Origin of the sequence: Candidatus Palauibacter australiensis, from assembly GCA_026705295.1 — a bacterium.
In the GTDB taxonomy this organism is placed as follows: Bacteria; Gemmatimonadota; Gemmatimonadetes; order Palauibacterales; family Palauibacteraceae; genus Palauibacter; species Palauibacter australiensis.
The window spans coordinates 31,309-54,552 of record JAPPBA010000078.1 but is presented as its reverse complement, the minus strand read 5'-3'; the positions used below and the strand labels follow the sequence as shown (position 1 = coordinate 54,552).

Below are 23,244 nucleotides of genomic sequence, written 5' to 3'. Positions count from 1 at the left end.
CGCCTCACTCAACACATCGCCTGCTGAGCCCGGAGGGCCCCATGGATCGCCCGTCATCGCCTCTCCCGCGCCGCCGGTTCCTCCACCTGACCGGGGCCGCCCTGGGGCTTGCCGCCACCTCCGGCTGCGCGACCGCCGCGAGAACGCGCGGTACGGGTGCCGGCCTGCTGTCCGCCGGTGCAGCGACCGACCGCGTCTACACTCCCGAGCGCTTCGACCCGTGGATCGAACTCGACCGCGCCGCCTGGACCCACAACGTCCGCGAGGCCGCGCGGCTGGCGGGCGGCCGCCCCATCCTCGCCGTCGTAAAGAACAACGCGTACGGCCTGGGCGACCGTGCGGTCGGGCCGCTCCTCGCCGGGATGCCCGAGGTGGGCGGCATCGCCGCCGTGCGCGTCGAGGAGGCGCTCGCCATGCGGGAGGAGGGGGTGACCAAGCCCATCGTGGTCATGGCCGAGGGATCCGAGGATGAGATCGAGGAGCTGGCGAGACACGACGTGCTCCCGTCCGTGTGGCTGGATGATGCGCCCGCGCGGCTGCGGAGCGTGTCCAGGCGACTCGGCCGTCCCGTGCCCGTTCAGCTCTTCATCGATACGGGGATGAACCGGGAGGGGATGCCGTACACCCGCGCGCGCGGGTGGATCGAGGAACTCGTGCAGAGCGAATACGTCGACGTGAACGGCACCTACACCATGTTCATTCACGATCTCGACTTCAACCGGGAGCAGCTTGCGCGCTTCGAGGAACTCCTCGCCTGGGCCCGCGGGAAGAACCTTCCCCTCGGCACCCTCCACGCTTCGCCCTCCTTCGAACTGTTCAACCTGCCCGAGGCGCACTACGACATGGTGCGGCCCGGGAACGCGCTGTTCGGAAACCACCTTTCCGGCGGGGAGGGCGCCCGGGAGATGGCCGACCTCAGGCCCGTGTTTCGCATGAACGCGCGCGTCGTGCGGGTCGAGCGCCTCAAGCCGGGCGACGGCGCGGGTTTCCGCCACACCTTCACCGCCGACCGGGCCACCTGGGTGGCGCTGCTGCCGATCGGCCGTACCGACGGCTATCCGTCCGAGGCGAACGGGACGTGCGACGTGCTGATCAACGGCCGCCTGTACCCCGTCGCCGGCGGGGTCAACTCCGCGCACACCATCCTCGACATCGGCCCGGAGAAGACGGTCGAGGTCGGCGACGTCGCCACCCTTATCGGCCCCGACCATCCGTCCGTGCTCCCCCACACCGTCGCCGAACGGACGGGCCGCGGCTTCCTCGGCATCATCCAGTCCATGAATCCACGGCTCCCGAGACGCGTGGTGTAGGGACGCCTCCCGGTCAGGTGCAGCGCTCCGCGATGGCCGCGATCGCGGTGTCGATCTCGTCGCGGGTGTTGAAGAAGTGGATGGATAGTCGGAAGTCGCGCTCCTCCCGGACGGGGGAGGCGAGGATCCCTTCGTCTTCGCGCAGATCGTTGTAGAGCTGCGTGGCGTCGCACCCCTCTTGGAGTTGAACGACGAACACGCCGGAGCGGTCCGGGCGCGCCCGCGGGGAGGACACGCCCAGTCCCTCGGTGGCGTCCACGACTTCGATCGCGTGGTCGACGAGCGATTGGATCCGCTCTTCGATCTTCCCCAGGCCGACACCCTCCATCCACTCCACCGCGCGGGCGAAGCCGGCGAAGTCCGCCAGCGCGCGGGTGCCGAACTCGTAGCGGGCGGCGCTGGGGAGGAGCGTGTAGCCACCCTCGTAGTCCATCGTCGCGTGGCTGTGCGAACCGGCCCAGCTCAGGTGCACGTCGTCGAGCATCTCCCGGCGCACGAAGAGCGCGCCCGTGCCCTTGGGGGCGAGCAGCCACTTGTGGCCGCAGGTCGAATAGCCATCGCAGCCGAGGGCGCGGAAGTCGGTCGGTACGCAGCCGGGGCCCTGCGCCCCGTCGAGGTGGTAGCGCACGCCGCGGGAGCGCAGCAAGTCCCCCAGTTCGGCGGACTCGTCCGTCCGCAGCGTTCGTCCGTTGTTCCGCGACACATGGCTGATGCTCACCATCCGCGTACGGTCCGAGAGTTGGCCGCGAACCTCGTCGATGAGCCCGGTTCCGGGACTCAGGTCGATCTCGCGGATCGCGATCCCGAACCGGTCGCGGAGGACGTACCACGGGACGACGTTGGCGGGGTGTTCCGTGTTGGAGATCACGACCTCGTCTCCCGGCTCCCAGTTCAGGCTCCAGGCGACGATGGAGATCCCCTCGGAGGTGCTGTGCGTGAGCGCGACCTCCTCGGTCCCGGCCCCGAACACGCGCGCCAGTTGCGCCCGCAGGTCGGGCTCGATCCCCGCCATCTCGTCGGAGATGCGGGGCTCGGCCGGGCTCCGGTTCTGGAAGGCGAGCCGTTCCTGGACGTGGTCGATGACCGCGTTCGGAGCCGGGCCGATCCCGCCCGTCTGGAAGTACAGGCTCTCCGTAGAGGCGGGGATCTCGGCGCGCGCCCGCGCCACCCACGCCTCTTGCGGCAGCGCGCTGTCTCGCCCGGCGCGCAGGGCGAGCCGCCCCACCGGCACGATCGGGGCCAGCGCCAGCGCGCCTGCGGACTGCCGGAGGAAGCTACGGCGACTCGTGTTCATTCCGGATCCTCGTCGCTGAGGATGAGCCAGCGGAGTTGCCGGTCGCTCACCTCGCGGCGGAGGGGCGCGGCGGCGCGGTAGAAGACGAGCCCCAGCGCCGCCCAGACGACGAGGACGATCCACTCGGCGGGAATCCGGCCGCCCGCCCCGTGGAAGGGTTCCCAGATCGAAGCCCCGAGCAGCCCCAACGCGACGACCGCACTGAGATAAAGGAAGCCCCGGCCGCCGGGCACGGTGTAGGGACGCGGGTGGTCGGGGCGCGTCTTGCGCAGCCGCAGGACCCCGAGCACGACGACCAGGAAGACGATCATGGCCGAGATCGCGGCGCCTCCGACGATGACGAGGATGGCGTTGCGGCCGAACAGCGCCCCCACGCTCCCCATGACGGCCACGAAGATGACCGCGGCGGACGGTGAGCCGTAGCGGTCATGCACCCTGGCGAGGCGGTGGGGGATCATGTGCGCGCGAGCCATGGCGAAGACGATCCGCGTGGAGGCGAAGAAGATCGCGTTCCACGTCGTGATGAGCCCGCAGAGTCCGGCGAACAGCACGACCCGGCCCAGGAACGGCGAGCCCAGGGCGGCCTCGATCGCCGCCGCGGCCGGAAGCTCCGAGGCGAGCAGTTCCGCGCGGGGCATGCTCATGGCCGTCGCCAGAATCACGAGACAGTAGAAGACGAGCGCGAACAGGATCGAGGCGCCCATGACGCGCGGCAGGAGCCGCAGCTTCGCGCCCTCCTCTACCTCCTCCATCGCCTGCGGAATCGTGTCGAAGCCGGCGAACCAGAAGGCGGCGGTCCCGAGCACGATGCCCACGCCGACCAGCGCCGTCCCCGGCGTCGTCCCGCTGAACATGGGCGCCAGGTTCGCGACGCTGCCGCCCACGACCCCCGCGACGACGAAAATGAGGGTGAGGATGATGAGTCCCGCCGTCATCAGGTCCTGGAACCAGGCGGCCGTCTTTCCGCCGCGGTAGTTGATGAACGTGATCGCGGCCATCACGGCGAGTCCGAGGGCGAGGCTCCACAGCCGCACCTCCTGCCCCAGCAGCGTGTAGATGACCGGACCGCCGAACCCGGGGACGAGCGCCGACACGACCCATTCCACGGAGATCGCCTCGAAGGAGGTCGTGAAGATGTAGGAGAAGGCGAGGAACCACGCGGCGGCGAAACTCCAGCGCGCTCCCCACGCCTCGAACACGTACGCGACCTCGCCGCCGGTGACCGGGTACGCGGCCGCCATCTCCGAGTAGCAGAGCCCGATCGCGAGAATGCCGAGGCCGCCCAGCACGAACGCGATGATGGCGCCGATCGCGCCGGCGCCGCTCAGCCACGCCCCCATGACCGTGATCCAGCCGACGCCGATGATCGTCCCGAAGGCGAGCGAGAAGAGCGACCGGAGCCGGATCCCTCGCCCGAGGACCTCGCGTTCGCCGCCTGCGTCCGGGGTCGCCGACCTGGTTGTGGGCTCGGTCATGGGCTCAGCCGTACTGCGACGGAGTCGGGGAAAGCCCGAGTATTTCGCGCGCCTGCGCGGGCGTGGCGACCTCGCGGTTCAGCTCGTGCGCGATCCGGACGGCGCGCTCCACGAGCTGGCGGTTGCTCGCCACCTTCTCGCCGCGGCGGTAGTAGATGTTGTCCTCCAGGCCGACGCGGACATGTCCTCCCATGAGGGTGGCGAGCGTGGTCATCGGAAGCTGGTGCGGCCCGATGCCCGAGCACAGCCAGACGGAGCCCTCCGGGAACTCGCGGACCATGTTCACGACGTTGTCGACGGTGGGCCAGCTCGACGTCTGGTAGCCCATCACGGTCTGGACCCAGTAGGGCGGTTCGATCAGGTCCTGCGCCATCAGGTCCCGGATCACCCACCCGCAGCCCGGGTGGTACGTCTCGAGTTCGGGCTTGATGCCGCGCGCCTTCATCTCCGCGGCGAAGTGCGCGATCTGCTTGTAGGAGAACGGTGTGCAGTCGTCGAAGTCGATCGCGGGACGGGGGTGCGTGTACTCCTCCCCGCGCGGCTTGAGTTTGAACTTGCCCATGTCCGGGGCGAGGTTCAGCGACGCGACCTCGGGGTTGGCGTCGAGGCAGGACAGGCGCTGTTCATCGTCCATCCACAGGTCGCCGCCGGTCGTGTTGTTGATGATGATCTCGGGACAGCGCTCGCGCAGGCGGCGGTTCGCTTCGAGCCACACCTCCGTCGTCGTCGCTCCCTTCCACAGCGTCTCGGGGTTGCGGGCGTGGATGTGCACCATCGAGGCGCCCGCGTCGTACGCTTCGCCGACGGATTCGGCCAGTTCCTCGGACGTCTCCGGGAGGGCGTCGTTATACTCCTTGCCCTGGATGCCGCCGTTCGCCGCCAGACAGATGATGACGGGGGGCATGCCGCCGGCGACCCTGTCCATGTAGGCGTAGGGGTCGCCGTAGTTCCAGGTTCTGGTCATCTGCTCCTCGGAAGGTTGTGAAGGCGGTTATGGTCTCGGGAGGTTGTTCCCGGTCCTCGGGGAGCCTTGATCATCTCACACCGATTCACAAGAGGATGCCATGTCCGGCACGGAAAGCGTCGCAAGGACCGTAGCCATCATCGGCGCGGGAACGATGGGACGGCGGATCGCCTACGGCTGCGCGGCGCGGGGGGTGCGCGCGCGGCTGTACGACATCTCGGAAGAGGCGCTCTCCGGGGCGCTGGTTGCCGTGCGCGCGCTGCTCGAGACCGCGGACGAAGGGGACGGGCCCGGGGCGACACATGGGCTCGTGGAGGCGTGCCGGGGTCTCGAGGACTGCGTGCGGGAGGCGGACTGGGTCATCGAGACGGTCCACGAAGACCTCGAACTGAAACGCGTCGTCCTCGGGCGGATCGGCGCGGCGGCGCCGGCGGACGCGTTCATCGCCTCGAACACCTCCTCGCTGCCGGGTTCGTGGCTGGCGGAGTCGACGGGCCGTCCCGGGCGGTTCACGAACATGAACTTCGGCCCGCCCGAGGATATCAAGGTCGAGGTCATGGGACACCCCGGCACCAACCCCGCGACGATCGATGCGGCGAAGCGGTTCCTGCGCCGGCTCGGCCTCGTGCCGATCGTCGCCCGCCGCGAGATCCAGGGCTATCCGACGAACCGGATCTGGCGGGCCATCAAGAAGGAGTCGCTGCACCTGATCGGCGGCGGATACCTGAGCGCGGAGGAGATCGACCGGGCGTGGATGCTCGACTGGGGCACGCCGATTGGGCCGTGCGGACTCATGGACGTGGTCGGACTCGATGTCGTGCGCGACATCGAGAACGTTTACTACAAGGTCTCCGGAGACCCGTCCGACAAGCCGCCCGACTTCCTCGACCGGATGGTCGAGCGCGGGGAACTCGGCGTGAAGTCGGGGGAGGGGTTCTACACGTACCCTTCGCCCACCTTCGAGCGGGAGGGCTGGCTCACGGCCTCCGACGACTGACGCGCCTGCCGTCCGACGCCTGAGGGCGGACCGCTACCAGGCCACCACGCCGTCGCGGCCGACGCGCAGTTCGTCGCCGGTCTCGACCCGGTCGAGCAGTTCGGGCCCCAGCCGGTCCACGCACACGATCGGCGCGTCGAGCCAGACATCGGCCAGGATGAGACCTCCGGCCGTGAGCGGATCCACGTCCCCGGGCAGGAGGAGTGCAGCGGGGGCGAGGCCGAGTTCCGCGATGCGCTCCCAGCAGGGTCCGGCGGAGGTGGAGCCCACGCAGAAGGGCGCGAGGACGACCCGCCCGGTGAGCGGTTCGCCGAAGAGTTCGGGGTTCTGCGGATCCCCGCACACGGCCGTGTCGATCCCGCCGTCGAACTGGTCGCAGAAGCTCGCGAAGGGGTTGAACCCGACGCGGGACACGGCGGCGAGCGCCGCGATCTCTCCGCCTATGACCGCCCGGCCCCGGAGCCGGGGCATCAGGCGTTCCCCCCGTCGGAGCCCCCGGCAGCGGCTCCCGTGCCCCCCGTCACCATCACCCGGAGGAGCGCCTCGTCGTCGAGCATGTACACGTTGCGGCTGTAGTAGCGGAGCTTGTTCGAGTTCGTGACGACGCAGGCGGGCGCGAGGATCGGGTCCTGCATGAACGCCTCGAGGCAGAAGGAACCCACGTGCCCTCCCGCGAGGGCGAGGGTCGCGAAGCCCGGATGTTCGGCGCGGAAGCGGGACACCACGTCGGGGGCCGCGACGAAGACCGTCTCCACCGCGAGGCGATCGCGTCCGGCGCGCGCGAGTCCGCTCGCCACCGCATCGGTCCACGCGCAGAGCTGGTCGTAGGTGAGGTGCGGACAGCCGAGCAGGACCTTGTTCGGCCGCAGCTCCTCGACCGGGCGGTCCGCCCGCAGCGACGCCCCGACCGACTCGATCCGCTCCGCGTCGATCGTCAGCCGGCGGGCGTCGTCGCGGATGAGCCGCCGGCCGTACCGCTTCGCCTCCACGGTGACGCCTTCCAGGTGGAAGAGGCCGACCCCGCCCCCCACGGAGGCGTTGGTCCCGAAGTCGCGCAGGAACTTCCCGCTCGCCGGGTGTTCGCCGCCCTTTAGCATGTCCGCGAGCCCCGTCACCCACGGGGTTCCGTCTCCGACCTCGCGCCCGATGAGGTAGCCGAGCACCTGGCCGTTGATCGGCCCCGCCGCCTCGACCTCGACGAGCCAGCTCGCGCGCCGTCCCTCGTCGGTCAGCAGGCCGGCGCGCGGCGTCTTGCCGACGACGTTGGAGATGAGATCGATGATCCCGGGATTCCGGTGCGTGCGCGCGCCGATGACGGAGTTCGCGTACACCACCGCGGAGGACTCCGCCCACGCGACGATCTGGCCGTACGAGGGCCGGTTCGCCACCTCCTCGAACCACGGCGTGCAGGTGAGACCGCCCGCATCGCGCAGGCCCAGCTTCGTGAGTGCCTCCCGGTAGCGCACCTCCATCGGGTACGCGCGAGCGAGCCGCTCCCGCTGCTCGCCCGTCAGATCCGACAGCGTCTCGTTGAGGATCGTTGCCGGGTCGGCCGTGAAGGGGAGCGCGGCCCGGACCCCGGCGTCGACGAGCGACTCGAGAAACTCCGTCCGCGCCCCCACCCCGGGCTTGGACTCCGGGATCACGAGGTGCCCGGGTCCCTCCACCGGCACGAGCCGCTCCGCATCCATCGCCTCGCCGAAGCGGACCATGGTGAGGAGGAGCTTGCGGGGGATCTCCCCCCGGCTCCCGTCGAGGACCGCTCGCTCGTCCCGTGTCAGATCCATCGTCGCCGCTGGTTGTCATCCCGTCGGTTGTGGCCTCGTCGGAGGCGTCCTCGTCGGAGGCCCTGATCGTTCCGGGAGCCTCGTTCGCCGGGTGCGAATTCACAAGGGCCGACGCATGGTACGAAGACCTTCGTTGACAGGGGGTGCCGAACCACGTATCGTTTCGTACGAAGATGTTCGTACATGCTTGAGCGGGGACGCTGCCACGGCGCTGGCAGGAGGAGGTGAAGCCTTGAGGGATCCGACATTCAGCGACCGGGAGCTGGACATCATGAGCGTCCTGTGGCGCCACGGGTCCGGCTCCGTGAGCGAGGTCATGGAGGCACTCGAGGACGAGGTCGGCTACACGACCGTTCTCAAGATCCTCCAGATCCTGGAGAAGAAGGGCGCCGTCCGGCACGAGGCGGAGGGTCGCGCGTACCGCTACTTCCCGCTCGTCGCCTCCGAGACCGCTGGGGAGACGGCCCTGGCCCGCATCCGGGACAAGATCTTCGGCGGATCGGCGGAACTCGTCCTCGCCCAGCTCATCTCGGGACGGGAGGTCTCGCCGGAGGAACTGGAGCGCATGCGGCGGATCCTCGACGAGTTGGAGGAGGGTGAGCTGTGACTCTGGCCACGATGATGTACGGGCTGATCGTCGCGGGCCTCGTGGGTGGGGCCGCGTGGTTCCTCGATCGCGGTCTGCGGGCCCTCGGGCGGCCGACCCGGTGGGTCTGGATCGGCGCCCTCGGCGTCGGCGCGCTCGCGCCCTTTCTTCCCCGACTCCTTCCCGCCGCGGCAACCGCGGGCGGTCCCGGACCCTTCGCCCTTCCCGTCGGCGCCCTGTACGAACTCGGAACGGCGGCTCCCTCGCTTCCCGTGCAGGGCGGGCGCTTCCTCGGGGGAATCGGCATCGAGGACTCCCTCGGAGCTCTCTGGGTCGCCGGTTCAGCCGTCGTCCTCATCCTCTTCGCCCTGATCTGCCTCCGGCTGCGGCGTCTGCGCGCGACATGGGAGCCTCGGGACGTCTGCGGCGAGGAAGTTCTGCGGTCGGAGAAGTTCGGGCCGGCCGTCGTGGGGCTGATCCGGTCCCGGATCGTCCTGCCGTCGTGGTCCTTCGGTCTCGGAGAGAAGGAACTCGAGATGGTCGTGCTGCACGAACGGGAACACGTGCGGGCGCGCGATCCGGTCCTCCTGGCGGCGGGGCTCCTGCTCGCGGCGTTCTCGCCCTGGAATCCGGCCGTCTGGTGGTCGCTCGCCAGGCTCCGGCTCGCCGTGGAAGGGGACTGCGACCGCCGCGTGCTGGCCCGCGGCGCCTCCGTGCGAAGCTATGCGCGCCTTCTCTTAACGGTCGCCGCCGGGTGCCGGCGGACGCCGGATCCGGCACCGGCCCTGATCCGCGGCGGCCACCCGGTAATCGAAAGGAGACTCATGATGATCAAGACCGCGACGAGGAAGCCCCGAATCCGGGCTTCCATCCTCACCGCCGCAGCCGGGTTGGGCCTGTTCGCCCTGGCCTGCGACACCCCGATCCCGCAAAGCCCGGTCGACCCCGAGCGCGCCTCGCGCGTCGAGGGAGTCGTGAGCGCGGAAGGCGTCATTAGCTCGGAAACTGCCGGCCCCGAGGCGGGCGCCAATCTGGAAGGGGAGATCGGGTACGTGGACGAAGGTGGAACCTACCTGGTCCACTCGGGCAAGTGGGCGGTCGATCCGGAAGCAGGCGTCGGGTTCGTGAACGAAGACGGAGTCTTCCGGGCGATCGACCTCGATCCGGAAGTCGAAGCGCGCATCCGCAGGACGCTCGAGCGCGCCGAGCACGAAATGGAAATCACACGCGCGATACTGGATGAGCATCTGCAGTCGGGCCAAATCACGAAGAAGGCCATCCCCAGGGATCTTTGGCTGAACCTCGAGAGCGGGATGATGGATCTTGAGCGTGCGGCGGAGCGCATCGGGGAGTCACTCCCGAGGTTGGAGGAGATGACCACCGAGTTGGCCATGGAGGTCCACCGGCTCCACGCGGCCGTCGAGGCAGGCGATATCACGCACGAGGAGGCGGAGCGAATGCTACGGACCCACATGGAGGCCCGTAGCGTCCGTCTGCGCTGGTCCGACAAGCCGCGCTGATCCCCGACCCCGGGCCCGGAGACCGTTGCGGCCCGGCGTCCTCGACGGCACCGTAACTCCGTTCGATCGCGCCTCCGAGCCCTGACCCGAGGGTCGGGCCCGGAGGCGCCAGTCGCGGGACACTCCGACCCGGGGAAGACACATGACTCCGACGCGCCGCCTCGCGGTTTCGTCCGCCGCCGTCCTGACCCTGACCGCCTTCGTCCCCGCCCCCGCCGTCGACCTCGTCCCCGCCCTTACGTGCGACGAACTGACCGCCACCTCGTGGAGCGGCTTCGTCCTCGATGAGGTGACGGAGGTCGAGGCCGGCGCGAGCGACCCGGCGCACTGCCGCGTGCGCGGGACGATCGACGAGGAGATCCACTTCGAACTCCTCCTCCCCCTGGCCGAGGACTGGAACGGCCGATTCCTCATGGGCGGCGGCGGCGGGTTCGTGGGGAGCGTCCAGAACCAGGCGCTCCAGTTCGCGGGGCCGGTCTCGGTCCTGACCCGCGGGTTCGCCACGGTGGGGACGGACACGGGACACCAGGGCCCGGGCATCGACGCGAGTTGGGCGCTGAACCGGCCCGACCGCGAGGTGAACTTCGGCCATCGGGCGGTGCACGTGACGGCGCAGACGGCGAAGACGATCGTCCGTCTCTTCTACGGCCGTGACATCGAGTACTCCTATTTCATCGGATGCTCGCGCGGCGGCGGCCAGGCGATGATGTCGTCGCAGCGCTATCCGGACGACTTCGACGGCATCGTGTCCGGGGCTCCGGCCTACGACTGGCCCGGACTCGGCGCCTTCTTCCTCCAGACCCAGCAGGCGCTATATCCCGATCCGAACGACCTCGCGACCCCGGTGATCACGGACGAGGCCGCGGCCATCCTCGAAGCCGCGATCCTCGAGGCGTGCGACGGGAACGACGGCGTGGAGGACGGGTTCATGACGAACCCCATGGCCTGCGAGATCGACCTCGCTTCGATCGAGGGACTGACCGACGAACAGCGGGCGGCCGCGGAGGTGATCTACGGCGGCGCCCGCGCAGGGGACCGGCACATCTACCCCGGCTTCCCGTTCGGGGGCGAGACCGACCCGGGCGGATGGAGGGGTTGGGTCACGGGGCGCGAGATGCAGCTGGGTCCGGCCGGGCCCAACCTCCAATACGCCTTCGGCACGCAGATGTACAAGTACATCATCTTCGACGATCCGGAGTTCGACTACAGCACCTACGACTTCAGCGACTACTTCTCGTGGGAGGAGGACACGCGCCGCGCCCGCTCGATCCTCAACGCGACGGACACGGATCTGGGCGCGTTCAAGACGGCGGGCGGGAAGCTGATCCTGTGGACCGGCTGGTCGGACTCGGCGATCCCCGCCAGCGGAACGATCGCCTACTACGAGGGCGTGGCCGCCGGAGACGACGACGCGGACGACTACACGCGGCTGTTCATGCTGCCCGGCGTGCTGCACTGCGCCGGCGGCCCGGGGCCCGACTTCGTCGACTGGATCGCCGCCATCCAGTCGTGGGTGGAGGAGGACGAGACCCCCGAGCGGCTCGTCGCGACCAAGTTCGGCGAGGGCGAGAACGGTGTCGAGATGCAGCGGCCCGTGTGCCCGTGGCCGGCCCACGCCGCCTACAACGGCACCGGGGATCCGAGGCGCGAAGACAGCTTCGAGTGCGTCGCACCGTAGGCCGTGATCGCGGAGGTCGCGGCCGAGGTCGTGGCCGAGGTCGGAGAAGTTGAAGAAGGGAGTGATTCGATGAGCGAAGTCACGCTCAGAGTGAATGGCGAGACGCATGCGCTCGACGTGGAACCCTCGACCCCGCTGCTCTACGTCCTCCGGAACGACCTCGGCCTCCGCGGGCCCCGCTTCGGCTGCGGCCTCGGCCAGTGCGGCACGTGCACGGTCCTCATGGACGGCCGCGCGATCCGCTCGTGCATGCGACCGGTGTCCCGCGCCGAGGGCGAGATCGTCACGCTCGAGGGGCTGTCGGCCGGCGGCGAACTGGATCCCGTGCAGCAGGCGTGGATCGACGAGCAGGTGCCGCAGTGCGGGTACTGCCAGAACGGCCAGATCCTCACGGCCAAGGCGCTCCTCGACCGCAACCCGGACCCGAGCGACGAGGAGATCCGGCAGGGGATGAACGGCGCCCTCTGCCGCTGCATGACGTACTACCGCATCCAGTCCGCCGTGAGGCGCGCCGCGGAGGCGATGGCGAACGGGGACGGCGGGGCCGACGGCGTGGATGAGCCGGCGGGGGCCGCCGGGGAGGTGGGACGGTGAGGCGCGCCCCGGAGTTCCCTGCGGGGGTCGACGAGGCCCTCGCCCCTTGGGAGGGAAGCACGTCCCGCCGGGACTTCCTGAAGACCTCGGGGCTGTTCGTCCTCGGCTTCAGCAGCGTCGGCTTCAGCGGCGCCGGCGGCATCGGTGTGGCCGGCCTCGGCCGGAACGGCTCCCGTGACCCCGATGAGGCGAACCCGTATCCGGATCCGGACTTCCTCCAGCTCGACTCCTGGCTCGTCGTGCACGAGGACGGCACGGCGACCTTCTACGTCGGCAAGACGGACGGCGGGCAGGGGACCGGGACCGCCATGCGGCAGATGATGTGCGACGAACTCGACCTCGCCTACGACCGGGCGTCGCTCGTCATGGGCCGCACCGACATGACGGTCGACCAGGGCGGATCGGGCGGTTCCGATGCCATCGAACGTGACGCGCTGCCGGCGCGGCGGGTCGCGGCGGAAGCGCGCCGCGTCCTGCTGGAGCTGGCCTCGGAGCGCTTTGAGGTCCCCGCCGACGAACTCACCGTCAGCGAGGGGGTCATCTCCGTCGCCGCCGATCCCGCCCGCACGGCGACCTACGGCGACCTGATCGGCGGCCGGCGCTTCGATGTCGCCCTCACGGGACGGAACGTCAACGAAACCACCGGTCTCGCCGACGTGAAGCCGGTCCAGGAGCTGAGGATCGTCGGGCAGTCCCTCCCCCGGTACGACATCCCGGCCAAGGTCGACGGGTCGCTCGAGTGGGCGGTCGACGTCAAACTCCCCGGCATGGTCCACGCGCGGAACGTGCGGCCGCCCTTCGCGGGCGCGCGGCTCGTCTCCGTCGACGAATCCTCCGTCCGCGACGTCCCCGGCTTCATCCGCCTCGTCCGGGAGGGCAACTACGTCGCGGTCGTCTGCGAGCGGGAGGAACAGGCGATCCAAGCGGCGGAGAGCCTCGCCCTCGAATGGGAGAAGCCGGAAACGGCGCCCTTCCCGTCCTCCGAGGACCTGTTCGACTACATGCGGGGCGCGACCCCGGTCGGCGCGGGGACCGGAACATCTCCCCGTCCCCGCGTGGAGGGGGATCCCGACGCGGCGCTGGCGGGTGCGGCGACGGTCGTCGAAGCCGGCTATGACATCCCCTTCCAGGGACACACCGCGATCGGGCCCGCCCACGCCGTGGCCGACCCCTCGGACGGGCAGATGACGGTCTACACGAACGACATGAAGCCCTACAGCCACCGCACGGGGATCGCCGAGTTCCTCGGCATGCCGCCGGAGCGGGTGCGGGTGATCTGGATGGAGGGTCCGCAACTCTACGGGCGCACGGCGGCGGACGACGCGGGCTTCGAGGCGGCGTACCTGGCCCGGGAGCTTGGCCGCCCCGTCCGGGTGCAGTGGATGCGGCACGAGGAGACGGCGTGGGATACGAAGGGCCCGGCATTCGCCATCGATCTGCGCGGGGGGCTGGATGATGCCGGCGACGTGGTCGCGCTCGACTATCGAGCCCGGATCGCGAACTACGCGCACGTCGGCTACAACCAGGCGGACACCGTCCTCATCGCCCAGCTCATGGGGATCCGGCCCGAGCGGCCGTCCCCCGGCGGCGGCCGGGGCCCGGACGAGATGTACCACATCCCGAACCGTCGGGAGGAGACGCGGGCCGTCCGTTTCTCGCTCGCCTTCGAGACGCCGCTCCGCACCGGCAACCTGCGCGATCCGAACGGCCCGCAGACGACCTTTGCCGGGGAGTCGTTCATCGACGAGATGGCGGCGGCCGCGACCGCCGACCCGGTCGAGTTCCGCCTCCGCCTCCTGCGCGGGACGACGGAGGACGACGCGACCTTCCGCCGGGCCCGCTCCATCGCCGTCGTGGAGGCGGCGGCAGAGGCGTACGGCTGGGATCCGCGACCCTCGCCCCGCGCGCCGGGAGGCGGGCGCATCCTCACCGGGCGCGGGATCTCGTACGCGTACCGCGTCCAGACGGCCGTCGCCACGGTCGCGGAGGTCGAGGTCGACCGGGAGAGCGGGCGCGTGTGGGTGAAGCGCATGGTCTGCGCGCACGACTGCGGCCTCGTGATCAATCCCGACGGCTTGGAGAACACGATCCAGGGGAATCTCCTGCACGGGATCAGCCGGACGCTGTTCGAGGAAGTGCAGTTCGACGGCGAGAGGGTGACGAGCGTCGACTGGCGCACGCACCCGACCATCACGCACCGGGACGCGCCCGAGCGGATCGATGTCGCGATCGTGAACGGCGACCCGAACCCGAACCGGCCGGACCTGCCGCACTACGGAGCGGGCGAGCCCTCGCACCGCACCGTTCCGGCGGCCATCGCGAACGCGATCCACGACGCGACCGGCGTGCGCATGCGCCGCATCCCCCTGCGCCCCGAACGCGTCGTCGCGGAACTCACGGCGGCGGGAGTGTAGGCTCTCCCGCTCAGGTCAGATCTTGATGTAGGTGCCGCGGCGGTGGAGCAGCCACATGATGCCCAGCCAGAAGGTGACTTGGGCCAGCGCCATGGCGAGCGACCCGCCGTAGTCGCCCGCCCACGACCGGAACGCGTTCTCGTACAGCCATGCGCTCAGCGGTACGCCCCCGTCGCCCCCGACCCGAATCCGGGCGAGAGTCTTGGCGAGCATGCCGGAGGCGACGAACACGGCGATCGAGTTCATCCCGTACACGACCAATGGCGTCACCCACGACCCGCGCAGCCGCTTCACGTCGATGAGCCAGTACATGGCGCCGAACAGGAGGAGCGCCGTCCCGGCAGTGAAGAGCACGTAGGAACTCGACCACAGGTTCTTGTTGATCGGGAACACCGTGTCCCACAGGAATCCCAGCACGACGAACCAGGCGCCGACGATCCACATTCCGCGCGAGATCTCGCGGCCGGAGCGGTCCGACCGCAGCCACTCGCCGCAGAAGATCCCCAGGAGGCACGTCCCGATGGCTGGCAGCGTCGAGAGGAGTCCCTCCGGATCCCACGTCCCCTGCCATAGCCGGTCTCCGATGACGAACCGGTCGATGCGGGCCCCGAGATTCCCGTCCGGCGTCAGGTCCCCCGCGACGAGCGCCCAGTATCCGAAGAGGAGCACCCCCACCGCGATCCACCGCACGCGCGCGGACCCCCACAGGTAGAGCGCCGCCGCCGCGCAGTAGACGAGTCCGATCCGCTGCAGCACGCCGTAGAGGCGCATGTCGAACAGGTCGAAGTCCGGAATCGCCCGCATCGCAAGCCCGAGTCCGATGAGGATGAGCGAGCGCCGCACCACGTGCCGGAACAGCCGACCCCGGTTCGCGTCTTCGGCAAGGCGGCGCGAGAAGGAGAAGGGGAGCGCGACCCCGACGATGAAGAGGAAGTAGGGGAAGATGAGGTCGGTCGGGGTCCACCCGTGCCACTCCGCGTGGGCGAGGGGCGCGTAGACGTAGGCCCAACTCCCGGGGTTGTTGACGAGGATCATCGCCGCGATCGTCAGGCCCCGGAACGCGTCCAGCGAGACGACGCGCCCGCCTGTCGGTTCGGTCATGACGACCTCGTGCTGTGCTGGCGGCCTACTTGCGGAACCGGTCCCCTCCGCGACCCCTGCCACCCCCGCTCGCCATGGAGCGGTTCCCGAGATACCAGGTGAAGTTCAGCATCACGTACTGCGTGAGCGACTCGACCCGGCGCTCCTGGATGAAGCCGGGCGAGTTCGTGTACGTCACCCCCTGATTCTGGCCCAGAAGGTCGAACGCCACCAGCCGGATCTCGGCCTGGTCGTTGAGGATGCGGCGCTGCAGGGAAGCCTCCCACAGCGCGACGTTCCGCCCCGGGCCGAACAGGTCCTGGTCGTAGAGCCGCCACTGGAACTCCGTACCCAGCGTCCACGCCCCGAGGTAGAAGTCGGCGCTCCCGTACAGCGTCGAGTTGACGTAGTCCTCGTTCAACTCCTCGTTCAGGGAATAGCTGACGTCGCTCAGCGTCAGCTTGGCGCCGCCGCGCACGTCGTAGTCCTCCTTGGCGCGGTTCTCGAGTTCGACCCCGAACGTGTGCTCCAGCGACTGGCTCCGGTTCTCGACCTGGTTCACGAACTCGTTCGAACTGAAGTAGCCCAGGCTATAGTTCAGGTCCACCTGCCCGCCCATCCAGCGCAGCGGCGTCCCGAAGCTCGCGCCGCCGTTCGCCGACCATGCGCTGCCGAGGTTGACGGGCGAGATCGTCTGAAGCCCCCGCTGCGTCACCGTTCGGGACTGGGCGATGTCGTTCGTCGTGACGCTGACGTTCGCCCACGTGAACAGGTTCACGAAGCTGAACATGTCGAAGAAACGGTACTCCGTCCGCAGGCGGTGCGTGTATTCGGGCTGCAGGTCCGGGTTCCCCACCCGGATCCGCAGCGGATCGCGGTTGTCGACGAAGGGCTGGAGATCCGTCATGCGCGGTTCGCGCGTCGATGTCGAGTACCGGAACTGGAGCGTGCGCATATCGTCGAGTTGCATCCGGTACTCGGCGTTGGGCAGCACGTGCGTGTACCCGTTGGCGATCTCCTCGCTGCGGTCGAGGATCGTCCCCTCCAGGTTCGAGCCCTGCAGGCGCAGTCCGAGCACGAGCCGCCCGGCCTCGCTCGTGCGGTTGAAGCGAAAACCCCCACGCAGATAGCTGTACGTCCGCTCGAACCCGGAGGTGAGCAGAGGGTTCAGCGTGCGGCCGTCAGGCCCGATGTCGAACACCGACTGGTTCTCGTCCTCGGCGGTCGCGCTCCGCTCCCCGTAGACCTCGAGCATGGACTCCCAGGGCATGGGCTGGGTCATCGAGAGGCGGACGGAGTGCGTCAGCGTCTGGCCGAGATTCGTCTGTTCCTGGAGTACGTCGCCGACCCGTGCCCGCGGGTTCTCGACGTTGCCCTCGATCGACGACGCGAGGTTCGTCAGGCGGTCCGAGTCGCTGAGGTTCACCCGGGCCTCCGCGAAGAGGCTCCGCCCGCTGTCGTCGAGCCGCTTGCGCCACGTGAGCCGGGCATCGCCGCCCACGTCATCGCTGTCCACGTCGTAGTTCGTTGCCGCGGCCGTGAGAAACTGTCCCGTGCCCGAGCGCGTGTCCTGGAAGTCGATGCGGTCGAGGAGGGAGGCGCGGGTGTTCAGATTCCCGCGCAGCCGCAGTTCGTGGCCCTCGGCGAGCGTGAACTGAGAGTTCAGGTTGACGCGGTGCGACGAGTTCTCGGTGTCCGTGCGCGTGGCCCGGTCGACGAGGGATGAGGCGCTCGTGCCGAGGAGTTGCTCCTGCTGGCGCGTCTCGTTCTGGAAGTTGTCGAGCGTGCTGATGCGGTAGCTCGTCCGGATCCAGTGGTCGTCGTTCCCGCCGAAGTCGTGGTTGACGTTGAACGCCAGCATGCGCGTCTCGGTGAGCCCGTCGTCGCCCCCGCCGCCGCGGCCGAAGTCCCGTCCGCCGAAAGACATGGCGTCGCCCCACCCGAACCCGGCCTGGTTCACGTTGTTCGCGCTCCCGAGCAGGGCGAGCTGCGTCGTGGGCGAAAAGCGGTTGATCGACAGGGCGCCCGCGTACGGAATCCCGCCGGCCACCGTCCCGGCTTCGCCGCCGGCCAGCCGCCGCGCGGCCACCGACTCGCCGAATCCGGGCGCCGCGGACGCGTTGTCCACGTCCGCCCCGAGTCCGCCCGACGTGCGGCCGAAGTAGCCCGACCGCGCCTCGTCCTTGAGTTCAAGGTTGATCGTCCGCTCTTCCTCGCCATCGGCGATGCCCGTGAACTCGGCCATGTCCGATTCCTTGTCGTAGACCTCCACGCGGTCCACGGCCTCGGCGGGCAGGTTCTGGGTCGCCATCGTGGGGTCTCCCCCGAAGAACTCCTTCCCATCGACGAGGACGTTCTCGACTTCTTCGCCCTGCGCCGTGATCGATCCGTCGTTCTCGACCTCGATGCCCGGAAGCTGGCGGAGGAGGTCCTCCACCGTGGCGTTGGGCCGCGTCCGGAAGGCGAGCGCGTTGTAGCCGAGGGTATCCCGCCGGTTGAGGAAGGGGACGTGGTCGAGGGTGACGACGAGCGGATCCACCTCCACCGCCATCACGTCGAGGTTGATGGTGCCGACGTTCACGTCCTCGCCGGCGAGGGAGAGGTCCTGCCGCACCGTGCCGTATCCGAGCAGGGTGACCTGCAGGATGTATTCGCCGGGTCCGAGATCTCCGAGGGCGAAAACGCCGTCGCCGTTGGAGGTCGTGAATCGCGTGAGGACCGAGTCGGGCTTCGCCAGCGCCACGACCATGGCGCCGCTGAGGCCCGCGCCGTCCGTGTCGGCGATCACGCCGCTCACCGTGTACTCCGCTTGGGCCTCGATGGGAGAGGGAGAAAGGCCCACGAACGCGAGCACCGCCGCCAGCAGCGTCAGAATCCGCGCCGGCCGCGACCGAAACGCCGGGGTCGAACCCATCCGTGCGAGCCGCCTCATCGGAGCCCCCCGTCAAAGGGACGGCGCCGGTTGCCGGCCCCGCGCGTGGCCCGGATTTCCTCGAGCTTCTCCGCCACGAGGGCCTCGTACTCCTCGCGCGTGACCATCTCCCCGTCCGTCGGCGGGGCGATCGCGACGTTGCCAGGGCCGTCGAGGTTCACCTCGGTCGCCGAGTAGAGGAGGTCTCCGCCGTCGACCGAAAGCACGAGGATGAGGCCGGGAAGCCCGCCGTACTGGCCGGGGCCCGCCTGCACCGGGATCTGGGGCGTGAACCAGGCTTCGATCTCCGATCCGTCGTGGACGGCCGTCGCCTGCTGCACCATGTAACCGAGGAACTCGCGCTGTTCGGTCCCGAGCTTCCACGCATACGCAGGCCGGTCTCCGGAGATCAGAAACGTGCGCCCCATGAACTCGCGGGTCTCCGTCATGGCGCCGCTCCCGAAGTCCATATAGGCCTGCACCACATCCTCCTGATCGCTGCGGGAGGCCGATCCCATTCTGAACCGCAGCGCCATCCCGAGGGCGCGGCGATCCATCCGGTCCGAGTCGCGGGCGCCACCGCGGGGGGGCGCCGCTTCCTCATCGGGGTCCGGCATCATGATGGATCGGGCGCCGTCGAAGCGGAGCACCATTGAGGCGGTGTTCAGCGCCGCGAGGCGGTCGCGGAACGCCGCCATGCGCTCGGGCACCTCGAAGTCGAACTGCACGGAGCGCAGGTAGTGAACGCTCCCGGCCGGTGCCGCCTGCGCGCCCTGCGCCGCCGGCGCGAAGCCCCAAAGGGCGCCGGGAAGGGCCGCGAGAAGGAAAAGCTGGAACCGTCGCAGGAATCTTTGTCGTGTACTCATGGAACCCGTCGCTTGCCGTCCGTCATCCATTAGATCGGACACACGGCGCCATGGTCACGTTGTAGAGAGTCGTCCGTGACCGATTGAAAGTCAGGGCGCGTCGATGGCGACGCGGCGCACCTCGCGGCCCAGGGCTTGCCGCAGGCGGGCGAAGAGGAGGACGGCCACGGCGGCAAGTCCGGCGGCCAGGCCCCACCACAGGCCGCGCGGGCCCCAGTCGGCACGGAAGGCGAGGAAGTAGCTCACCGGCACGCCGAGCAGCCAGAAGCCGAGGGCGTTGACGAGGAATGGCGTGAAGGTGTCTCCGGCGCCGCGCAGCACGCCGGCCGCGACGGTCTGGAGGCCATCGGCGACCTGGAAGACGCCGGCGATCGGGATCAGGGACGCGGCGATCGCGACGACCGTGACGTCATGCGAGTAGAGGCCGGCCCAGAAGCGCGGGAAGGCGAGAAAGGCGCCCGCGGTCGCGAGCATGAAGACGCCGCTGAGCTGGATCCCCGCGGCGGCGGCCCGGCGCGCCCCGTCCATGTTTTCCTGTCCAACGGCGTGGCCGACGCGCACGGCGGAGGCGGCCGCGATCCCGAACGGCACCATGAAGGTGAGCGCGGCGAGAGTGAGCGCGATCTGGTGCCCCGCCATCGCCTCGGTGCCCAGCCAGCCCATCATGACGCCGATCACGGCGAACGCTCCGAACTCGAGCTGCTGCTGAAAGCCGATCGGGGTGCCGAGCCGCACCATGCGCGCGAGCGCAAGCCGGTCGAGCGCCTCGCGCCGGAAGCGGCCCAGATAGGGACGCATGGAGGGCCAGGACAGCCAGAGAAGCGCGACCGCCATGCACCAGCGCGCCAGGCTAGACCCCCACGCCGAGCCCACGGCCCCCAACTGCGGAACCCCGAGATTCCCGTAGATCAGCACCCAGTTGAGAAAGGCGTTCAGGAGGTTCGCGCCCGCGATCGTCCACACGATCGGCGCCACCCGATGCATCGCCTGCAGGCTCTGCCGGAGTACGACGAACGCGTAGAAAGGGAGCATCCCGAGGATCGACCCCAGCGCGTAGCCCCCGGCCACCGGCACGACATCGGCGGGCTGCCGCAGGAGGGCGAAGATGCGTGCGGCGGGCAGGAAGAGCAGGGACGTGATCGCCGTCAGAAAAAGAGTGAGGACGAGCGCCCGCTGTATCCCCCGCGCGGCGGCTTCATGGTCGCCCGCACCGACGCCCTGCGCGACGATGGGATCGAGGGACATGAGCACGCCCATCCCGAACACGGCGATCTGGAAGAAGTAGATGTTTCCCAGGCCGACGGCGGCCAGATCGGTCGCCGACAGCCGGCCGACCATGAGCGTGTCCACCACGCCCATCATCATGATGCCGACCTGAACGGTCACGATCGGGAGGGCCAGACGCATCATGCGCGCGAGGTCCGCGCGGCGGGGTGCGAGGTTCATCGCGGCATCATCGCCGGGCGCCTCGCGACGCGCAAATCGGGCAGGTCCACCGGAATTCCGTTGCCGCCCCGCAGCGCCGCGGATAGACTCCGCCTCACCCGCAGCGGGGCTTTGCCACGGGCTGCCAGATCGAGGGGGAGAACATCGAGATTCTGACGTTCACGGGTGGACCGTTCGCGCAGAACACGCTGCTCGTGGTCTGCGAGGACGGCCGCACCGGGCTTCTGGTCGACCCCGGCGCCGCGACGCCGGAGGCGCTGGCCGAGGCGCGCGCCCGCGACCTGGACATCGCGGCGCTCCTTGTCACGCACGCCCACGTGGATCACATCGACGGCCTCAAGGAGGCGAAGGCCGAGACCGGGGCGCCCATCTACCTCCACCCCCTGGATCGATCGCTCTACGACAACGTCGCGAACCAGGCCCTCGTCTTCGGCGTGTCCTGCGCGGAGCCGCCGCCGCCCGACATCGACCTCGTCCCCGGCACGAACATCGCCTTCGGCGGCTCGGAATTCGAGGTCGTGTTCGCGCCCGGCCACGCGCCGGGGCACGTGATGTTCGTCTCCACGTCACACCCGGTAGCGATCGTGGGGGACGTGATCTTCCGCGGGTCGATCGGACGGACGGATCTCCCGAACGGGAACTACGGCGTGCTCATGGAGTCCATCCGGACGCAGGTGCTGACGCTACCGCCCGAGACCCGCCTCTACCCCGGTCACGGCCCTGAGACCACCGTGGAACTCGAGCGCGACACCAACCCCTTCGTCCTCCAACTCCACGGCGGCCGCTGGGTCTGACCCCCGCCGGACCCGACCCCCGCGCCGTGTGGCGTCAGGGGTTCGTGGCGACGGGTTCGAAGGCCTTCAGGACCTCGCGCGTCATGTCCCAGCGGTCGAAGCCCTGCCGGCCATAGTCGAGCCCGCGCCGGACGATGACGACGTCGTGCGACGGCACGATGACGACGAACTGGCCGCGGTTGCCGGCGGTGGAGTAGGCGTCCTTCGGCACGTCCGTGCGGTTGTCGGGCACGAGCCAGAACTGCCCGCCGTAGAAGTTTCCGGTCTCGGACGTTGCCGGGGCCGGCGTCCGCACGAAGTCGATCCACTCCTCGGAGATCAGGCGCTCGTCCTTCCACATCCCGTCCTGCGCGTAGAGGAGCCCGAAGCGGGCCAGGTCCCGGGCCGTCGTGTAGATCTGGCTGCTCATGATGAAGTCGCCGAACCGGTCCGTGCTGAGGAGTGTGTTCCGCATCCCGATCTTGTCGAGGAGGCGTTCCCGCGGGAACTCGAGGTAGGCCTGCGGGTCGCCGATCACCTGCTTCATCGCGTACACGCCGAGCAGCGTGTCGTAGTTCTCGTAGTCCCAGAACGTTCCGGGTTCCTGCATCAGCGAGCGGTTGCGGGCGCCGTGCACCGAGCTCTCGCCGGCCCAGTAGGAGAAGCCCGACCCCGTCGCGTACTCCATGCCCCAACTGTCCACGGGATAGAGTCCGCTGGACATGTTGAGTACCTGGCGGAGGGTGATCTCCCGCCGGGGATCGTTCTCCGGCGAGCCCGCCTTCTCGGGCAGCCAGTCGAAGGGCAGGGGCTCGTCGAGCGCCAGCTTCCCCTCGTCGACGAGCATGCCGATCAGGGTCGAGGCGATGCTCTTCGCGGTCGACCAGGTGCGGGTCTTCGTGAACATGTCGACGCCGGGAGCGTAACGCTCGTGAATGATCTCCCCGTCGTGGACGACGATGAGGCTGAGCGTCACCTGCTCCGGGGATTCGCGGTCGAACGTCCAGTCGGACGCGGCCTCGAGGGCCACCGGGTCGACGCCGCGCGGGAGCGGGCGGCTCATCACGAGGTCCCCGTCCGGCCATGCCGCCCCCGCCGCGTCGCCGCCCGCCCGGGCCGTCGTCAGGATCGGCAGGTCGTCGATGTCATCGAAGGTCTGCTCCGGCGACAGGATCACGCACCCGATCCCTTCGCGGAACGCGGCCCTCATGGTCGGGGTCGTGCCGGGCTCGCCGATGGCGACCGCCTTCCTCTCCCAGTCGACGACGTAGTCGCCACCCTCGGCCGTCCCGACCGGGTCGCGCAGGTAGGCGAGTTCCTGCTCGAACACCTGCTCCAGCGTCCGGTCTCCCGTGAACAGGCCGTTGCACTGCAGGATGGCCTGGACGCCGCGCTGGATCATCTCCCGCTGCGGAGCGAAGTAATCGTAGGACCGCTCCTGCTGGGCAGCGGCGGCTGCCGGTGCGAGCAGGGCGAGCGCGATGGCGGCGAAGGTGAGGCGTTTCATGGCTTCCCCCGGAGTCCGGACGACAGGTTCCTGGAACCCTGC

18 protein-coding genes are annotated in these 23,244 nt (G+C 69.5%); 8 read left to right on the top strand and 10 right to left on the bottom strand.

Going from position 1 to position 23,244, the window contains the following annotated elements:
- Positions 1–41 precede the first annotated feature (41 nt).
- Positions 42–1,310: an alanine racemase gene (gene alr / locus OXN85_06130; protein MCY3599528.1), complete on the top strand. Its 1,269-nt coding sequence runs from the start codon at positions 42–44 to the stop codon at positions 1,308–1,310.
- Between the two features lie 13 nt (positions 1,311–1,323).
- Here the strand turns inward: alr and OXN85_06125 are convergent, their stop codons facing one another.
- Genes OXN85_06125 through OXN85_06115 form a run of 3 tightly spaced genes read right to left on the bottom strand, consistent with a single transcriptional unit; the run spans position 1,324 to position 5,043 of the window.
- Positions 1,324–2,604 (bottom strand): aminotransferase class V-fold PLP-dependent enzyme, encoded by a 1,281-nt coding sequence (locus OXN85_06125; GenBank protein ID MCY3599527.1) that lies wholly within the window; start codon positions 2,602–2,604, stop codon positions 1,324–1,326.
- Positions 2,601–4,079, bottom strand: coding sequence for an APC family permease (locus OXN85_06120; protein ID MCY3599526.1), 1,479 nt, complete (start codon positions 4,077–4,079; stop codon positions 2,601–2,603). The genes OXN85_06125 and OXN85_06120 overlap by 4 nt, the downstream gene beginning before the upstream one ends.
- A 4-nt stretch (positions 4,080–4,083) precedes the next feature.
- Positions 4,084–5,043 (bottom strand): 3-keto-5-aminohexanoate cleavage protein, encoded by a 960-nt coding sequence (locus tag OXN85_06115; protein MCY3599525.1) that lies wholly within the window; start codon positions 5,041–5,043, stop codon positions 4,084–4,086.
- 100 nt (positions 5,044–5,143) lie between these two features.
- Here OXN85_06115 and OXN85_06110 point away from each other — a divergent pair, with 100 nt between their 5' ends.
- Positions 5,144–6,040, top strand: a complete 897-nt coding sequence (locus OXN85_06110; protein ID MCY3599524.1) for a 3-hydroxyacyl-CoA dehydrogenase family protein — start codon at positions 5,144–5,146, stop codon at positions 6,038–6,040.
- A 33-nt stretch (positions 6,041–6,073) separates the two neighbouring features.
- On the opposite strand, the gene OXN85_06105 is transcribed toward OXN85_06110, so the two are convergent.
- Both OXN85_06105 and OXN85_06100 read right to left on the bottom strand, forming a co-directional pair.
- On the bottom strand, positions 6,074–6,511 hold the full coding sequence (locus OXN85_06105) for a DUF126 domain-containing protein (protein MCY3599523.1): 438 nt from the start codon (positions 6,509–6,511) through the stop codon (positions 6,074–6,076).
- A complete protein-coding gene (locus OXN85_06100; protein MCY3599522.1) occupies positions 6,511–7,827 on the bottom strand; it encodes an aconitase X in 1,317 nt (438 codons plus the stop codon). The genes OXN85_06105 and OXN85_06100 overlap by 1 nt, the downstream gene beginning before the upstream one ends.
- A gap of 232 nt (positions 7,828–8,059) precedes the next feature.
- Here OXN85_06100 and OXN85_06095 point away from each other — a divergent pair, with 232 nt between their 5' ends.
- The 5 genes from OXN85_06095 to OXN85_06075 all read left to right on the top strand — a co-directional run bounded on the left by OXN85_06095 (position 8,060) and on the right by OXN85_06075 (position 14,619).
- Entirely contained in the window at positions 8,060–8,434 is a 375-nt protein-coding gene (locus OXN85_06095) for a BlaI/MecI/CopY family transcriptional regulator (protein ID MCY3599521.1), read from the top strand.
- Entirely contained in the window at positions 8,431–9,933 is a 1,503-nt protein-coding gene (locus tag OXN85_06090) for a M56 family metallopeptidase (GenBank protein ID MCY3599520.1), read from the top strand. Before OXN85_06095 ends, OXN85_06090 begins: the two co-directional genes overlap by 4 nt.
- Before the next feature lie 142 nt (positions 9,934–10,075).
- A complete protein-coding gene (locus OXN85_06085) occupies positions 10,076–11,611 on the top strand; it encodes a tannase/feruloyl esterase family alpha/beta hydrolase (protein MCY3599519.1) in 1,536 nt (511 codons plus the stop codon).
- A gap of 69 nt (positions 11,612–11,680) precedes the next feature.
- Positions 11,681–12,205 (top strand): (2Fe-2S)-binding protein, encoded by a 525-nt coding sequence (locus OXN85_06080; GenBank protein MCY3599518.1) that lies wholly within the window; start codon positions 11,681–11,683, stop codon positions 12,203–12,205.
- Positions 12,202–14,619, top strand: coding sequence for a molybdopterin-dependent oxidoreductase (locus tag OXN85_06075; protein MCY3599517.1), 2,418 nt, complete (start codon positions 12,202–12,204; stop codon positions 14,617–14,619). Before OXN85_06080 ends, OXN85_06075 begins: the two co-directional genes overlap by 4 nt.
- A gap of 15 nt (positions 14,620–14,634) precedes the next feature.
- Here the strand turns inward: OXN85_06075 and OXN85_06070 are convergent, their stop codons facing one another.
- From OXN85_06070 to OXN85_06055, 4 genes are all read right to left on the bottom strand, one after another.
- Positions 14,635–15,720: a heparan-alpha-glucosaminide N-acetyltransferase domain-containing protein gene (locus OXN85_06070; protein ID MCY3599516.1), complete on the bottom strand. Its 1,086-nt coding sequence runs from the start codon at positions 15,718–15,720 to the stop codon at positions 14,635–14,637.
- 25 nt (positions 15,721–15,745) lie between these two features.
- Positions 15,746–18,631: a TonB-dependent receptor gene (locus OXN85_06065; protein ID MCY3599515.1), complete on the bottom strand. Its 2,886-nt coding sequence runs from the start codon at positions 18,629–18,631 to the stop codon at positions 15,746–15,748.
- Positions 18,628–19,476 (bottom strand): GLPGLI family protein, encoded by an 849-nt coding sequence (locus OXN85_06060; protein MCY3599514.1) that lies wholly within the window; start codon positions 19,474–19,476, stop codon positions 18,628–18,630. Before OXN85_06060 ends, OXN85_06065 begins: the two co-directional genes overlap by 4 nt.
- A 90-nt stretch (positions 19,477–19,566) precedes the next feature.
- The gene (locus OXN85_06055; protein MCY3599513.1) at positions 19,567–20,922 is read right to left on the bottom strand and encodes an MATE family efflux transporter; all 1,356 of its coding nucleotides are present in this window, start codon (positions 20,920–20,922) and stop codon (positions 19,567–19,569) included.
- Between the two features lie 152 nt (positions 20,923–21,074).
- Here OXN85_06055 and OXN85_06050 point away from each other — a divergent pair, with 152 nt between their 5' ends.
- Positions 21,075–21,716, top strand: coding sequence for an MBL fold metallo-hydrolase (locus OXN85_06050; protein ID MCY3599512.1), 642 nt, complete (start codon positions 21,075–21,077; stop codon positions 21,714–21,716).
- 34 nt (positions 21,717–21,750) lie between these two features.
- Here the strand turns inward: OXN85_06050 and OXN85_06045 are convergent, their stop codons facing one another.
- Positions 21,751–23,202, bottom strand: a complete 1,452-nt coding sequence (locus OXN85_06045) for a serine hydrolase (protein ID MCY3599511.1) — start codon at positions 23,200–23,202, stop codon at positions 21,751–21,753.
- Positions 23,203–23,244 lie beyond the last annotated feature (42 nt).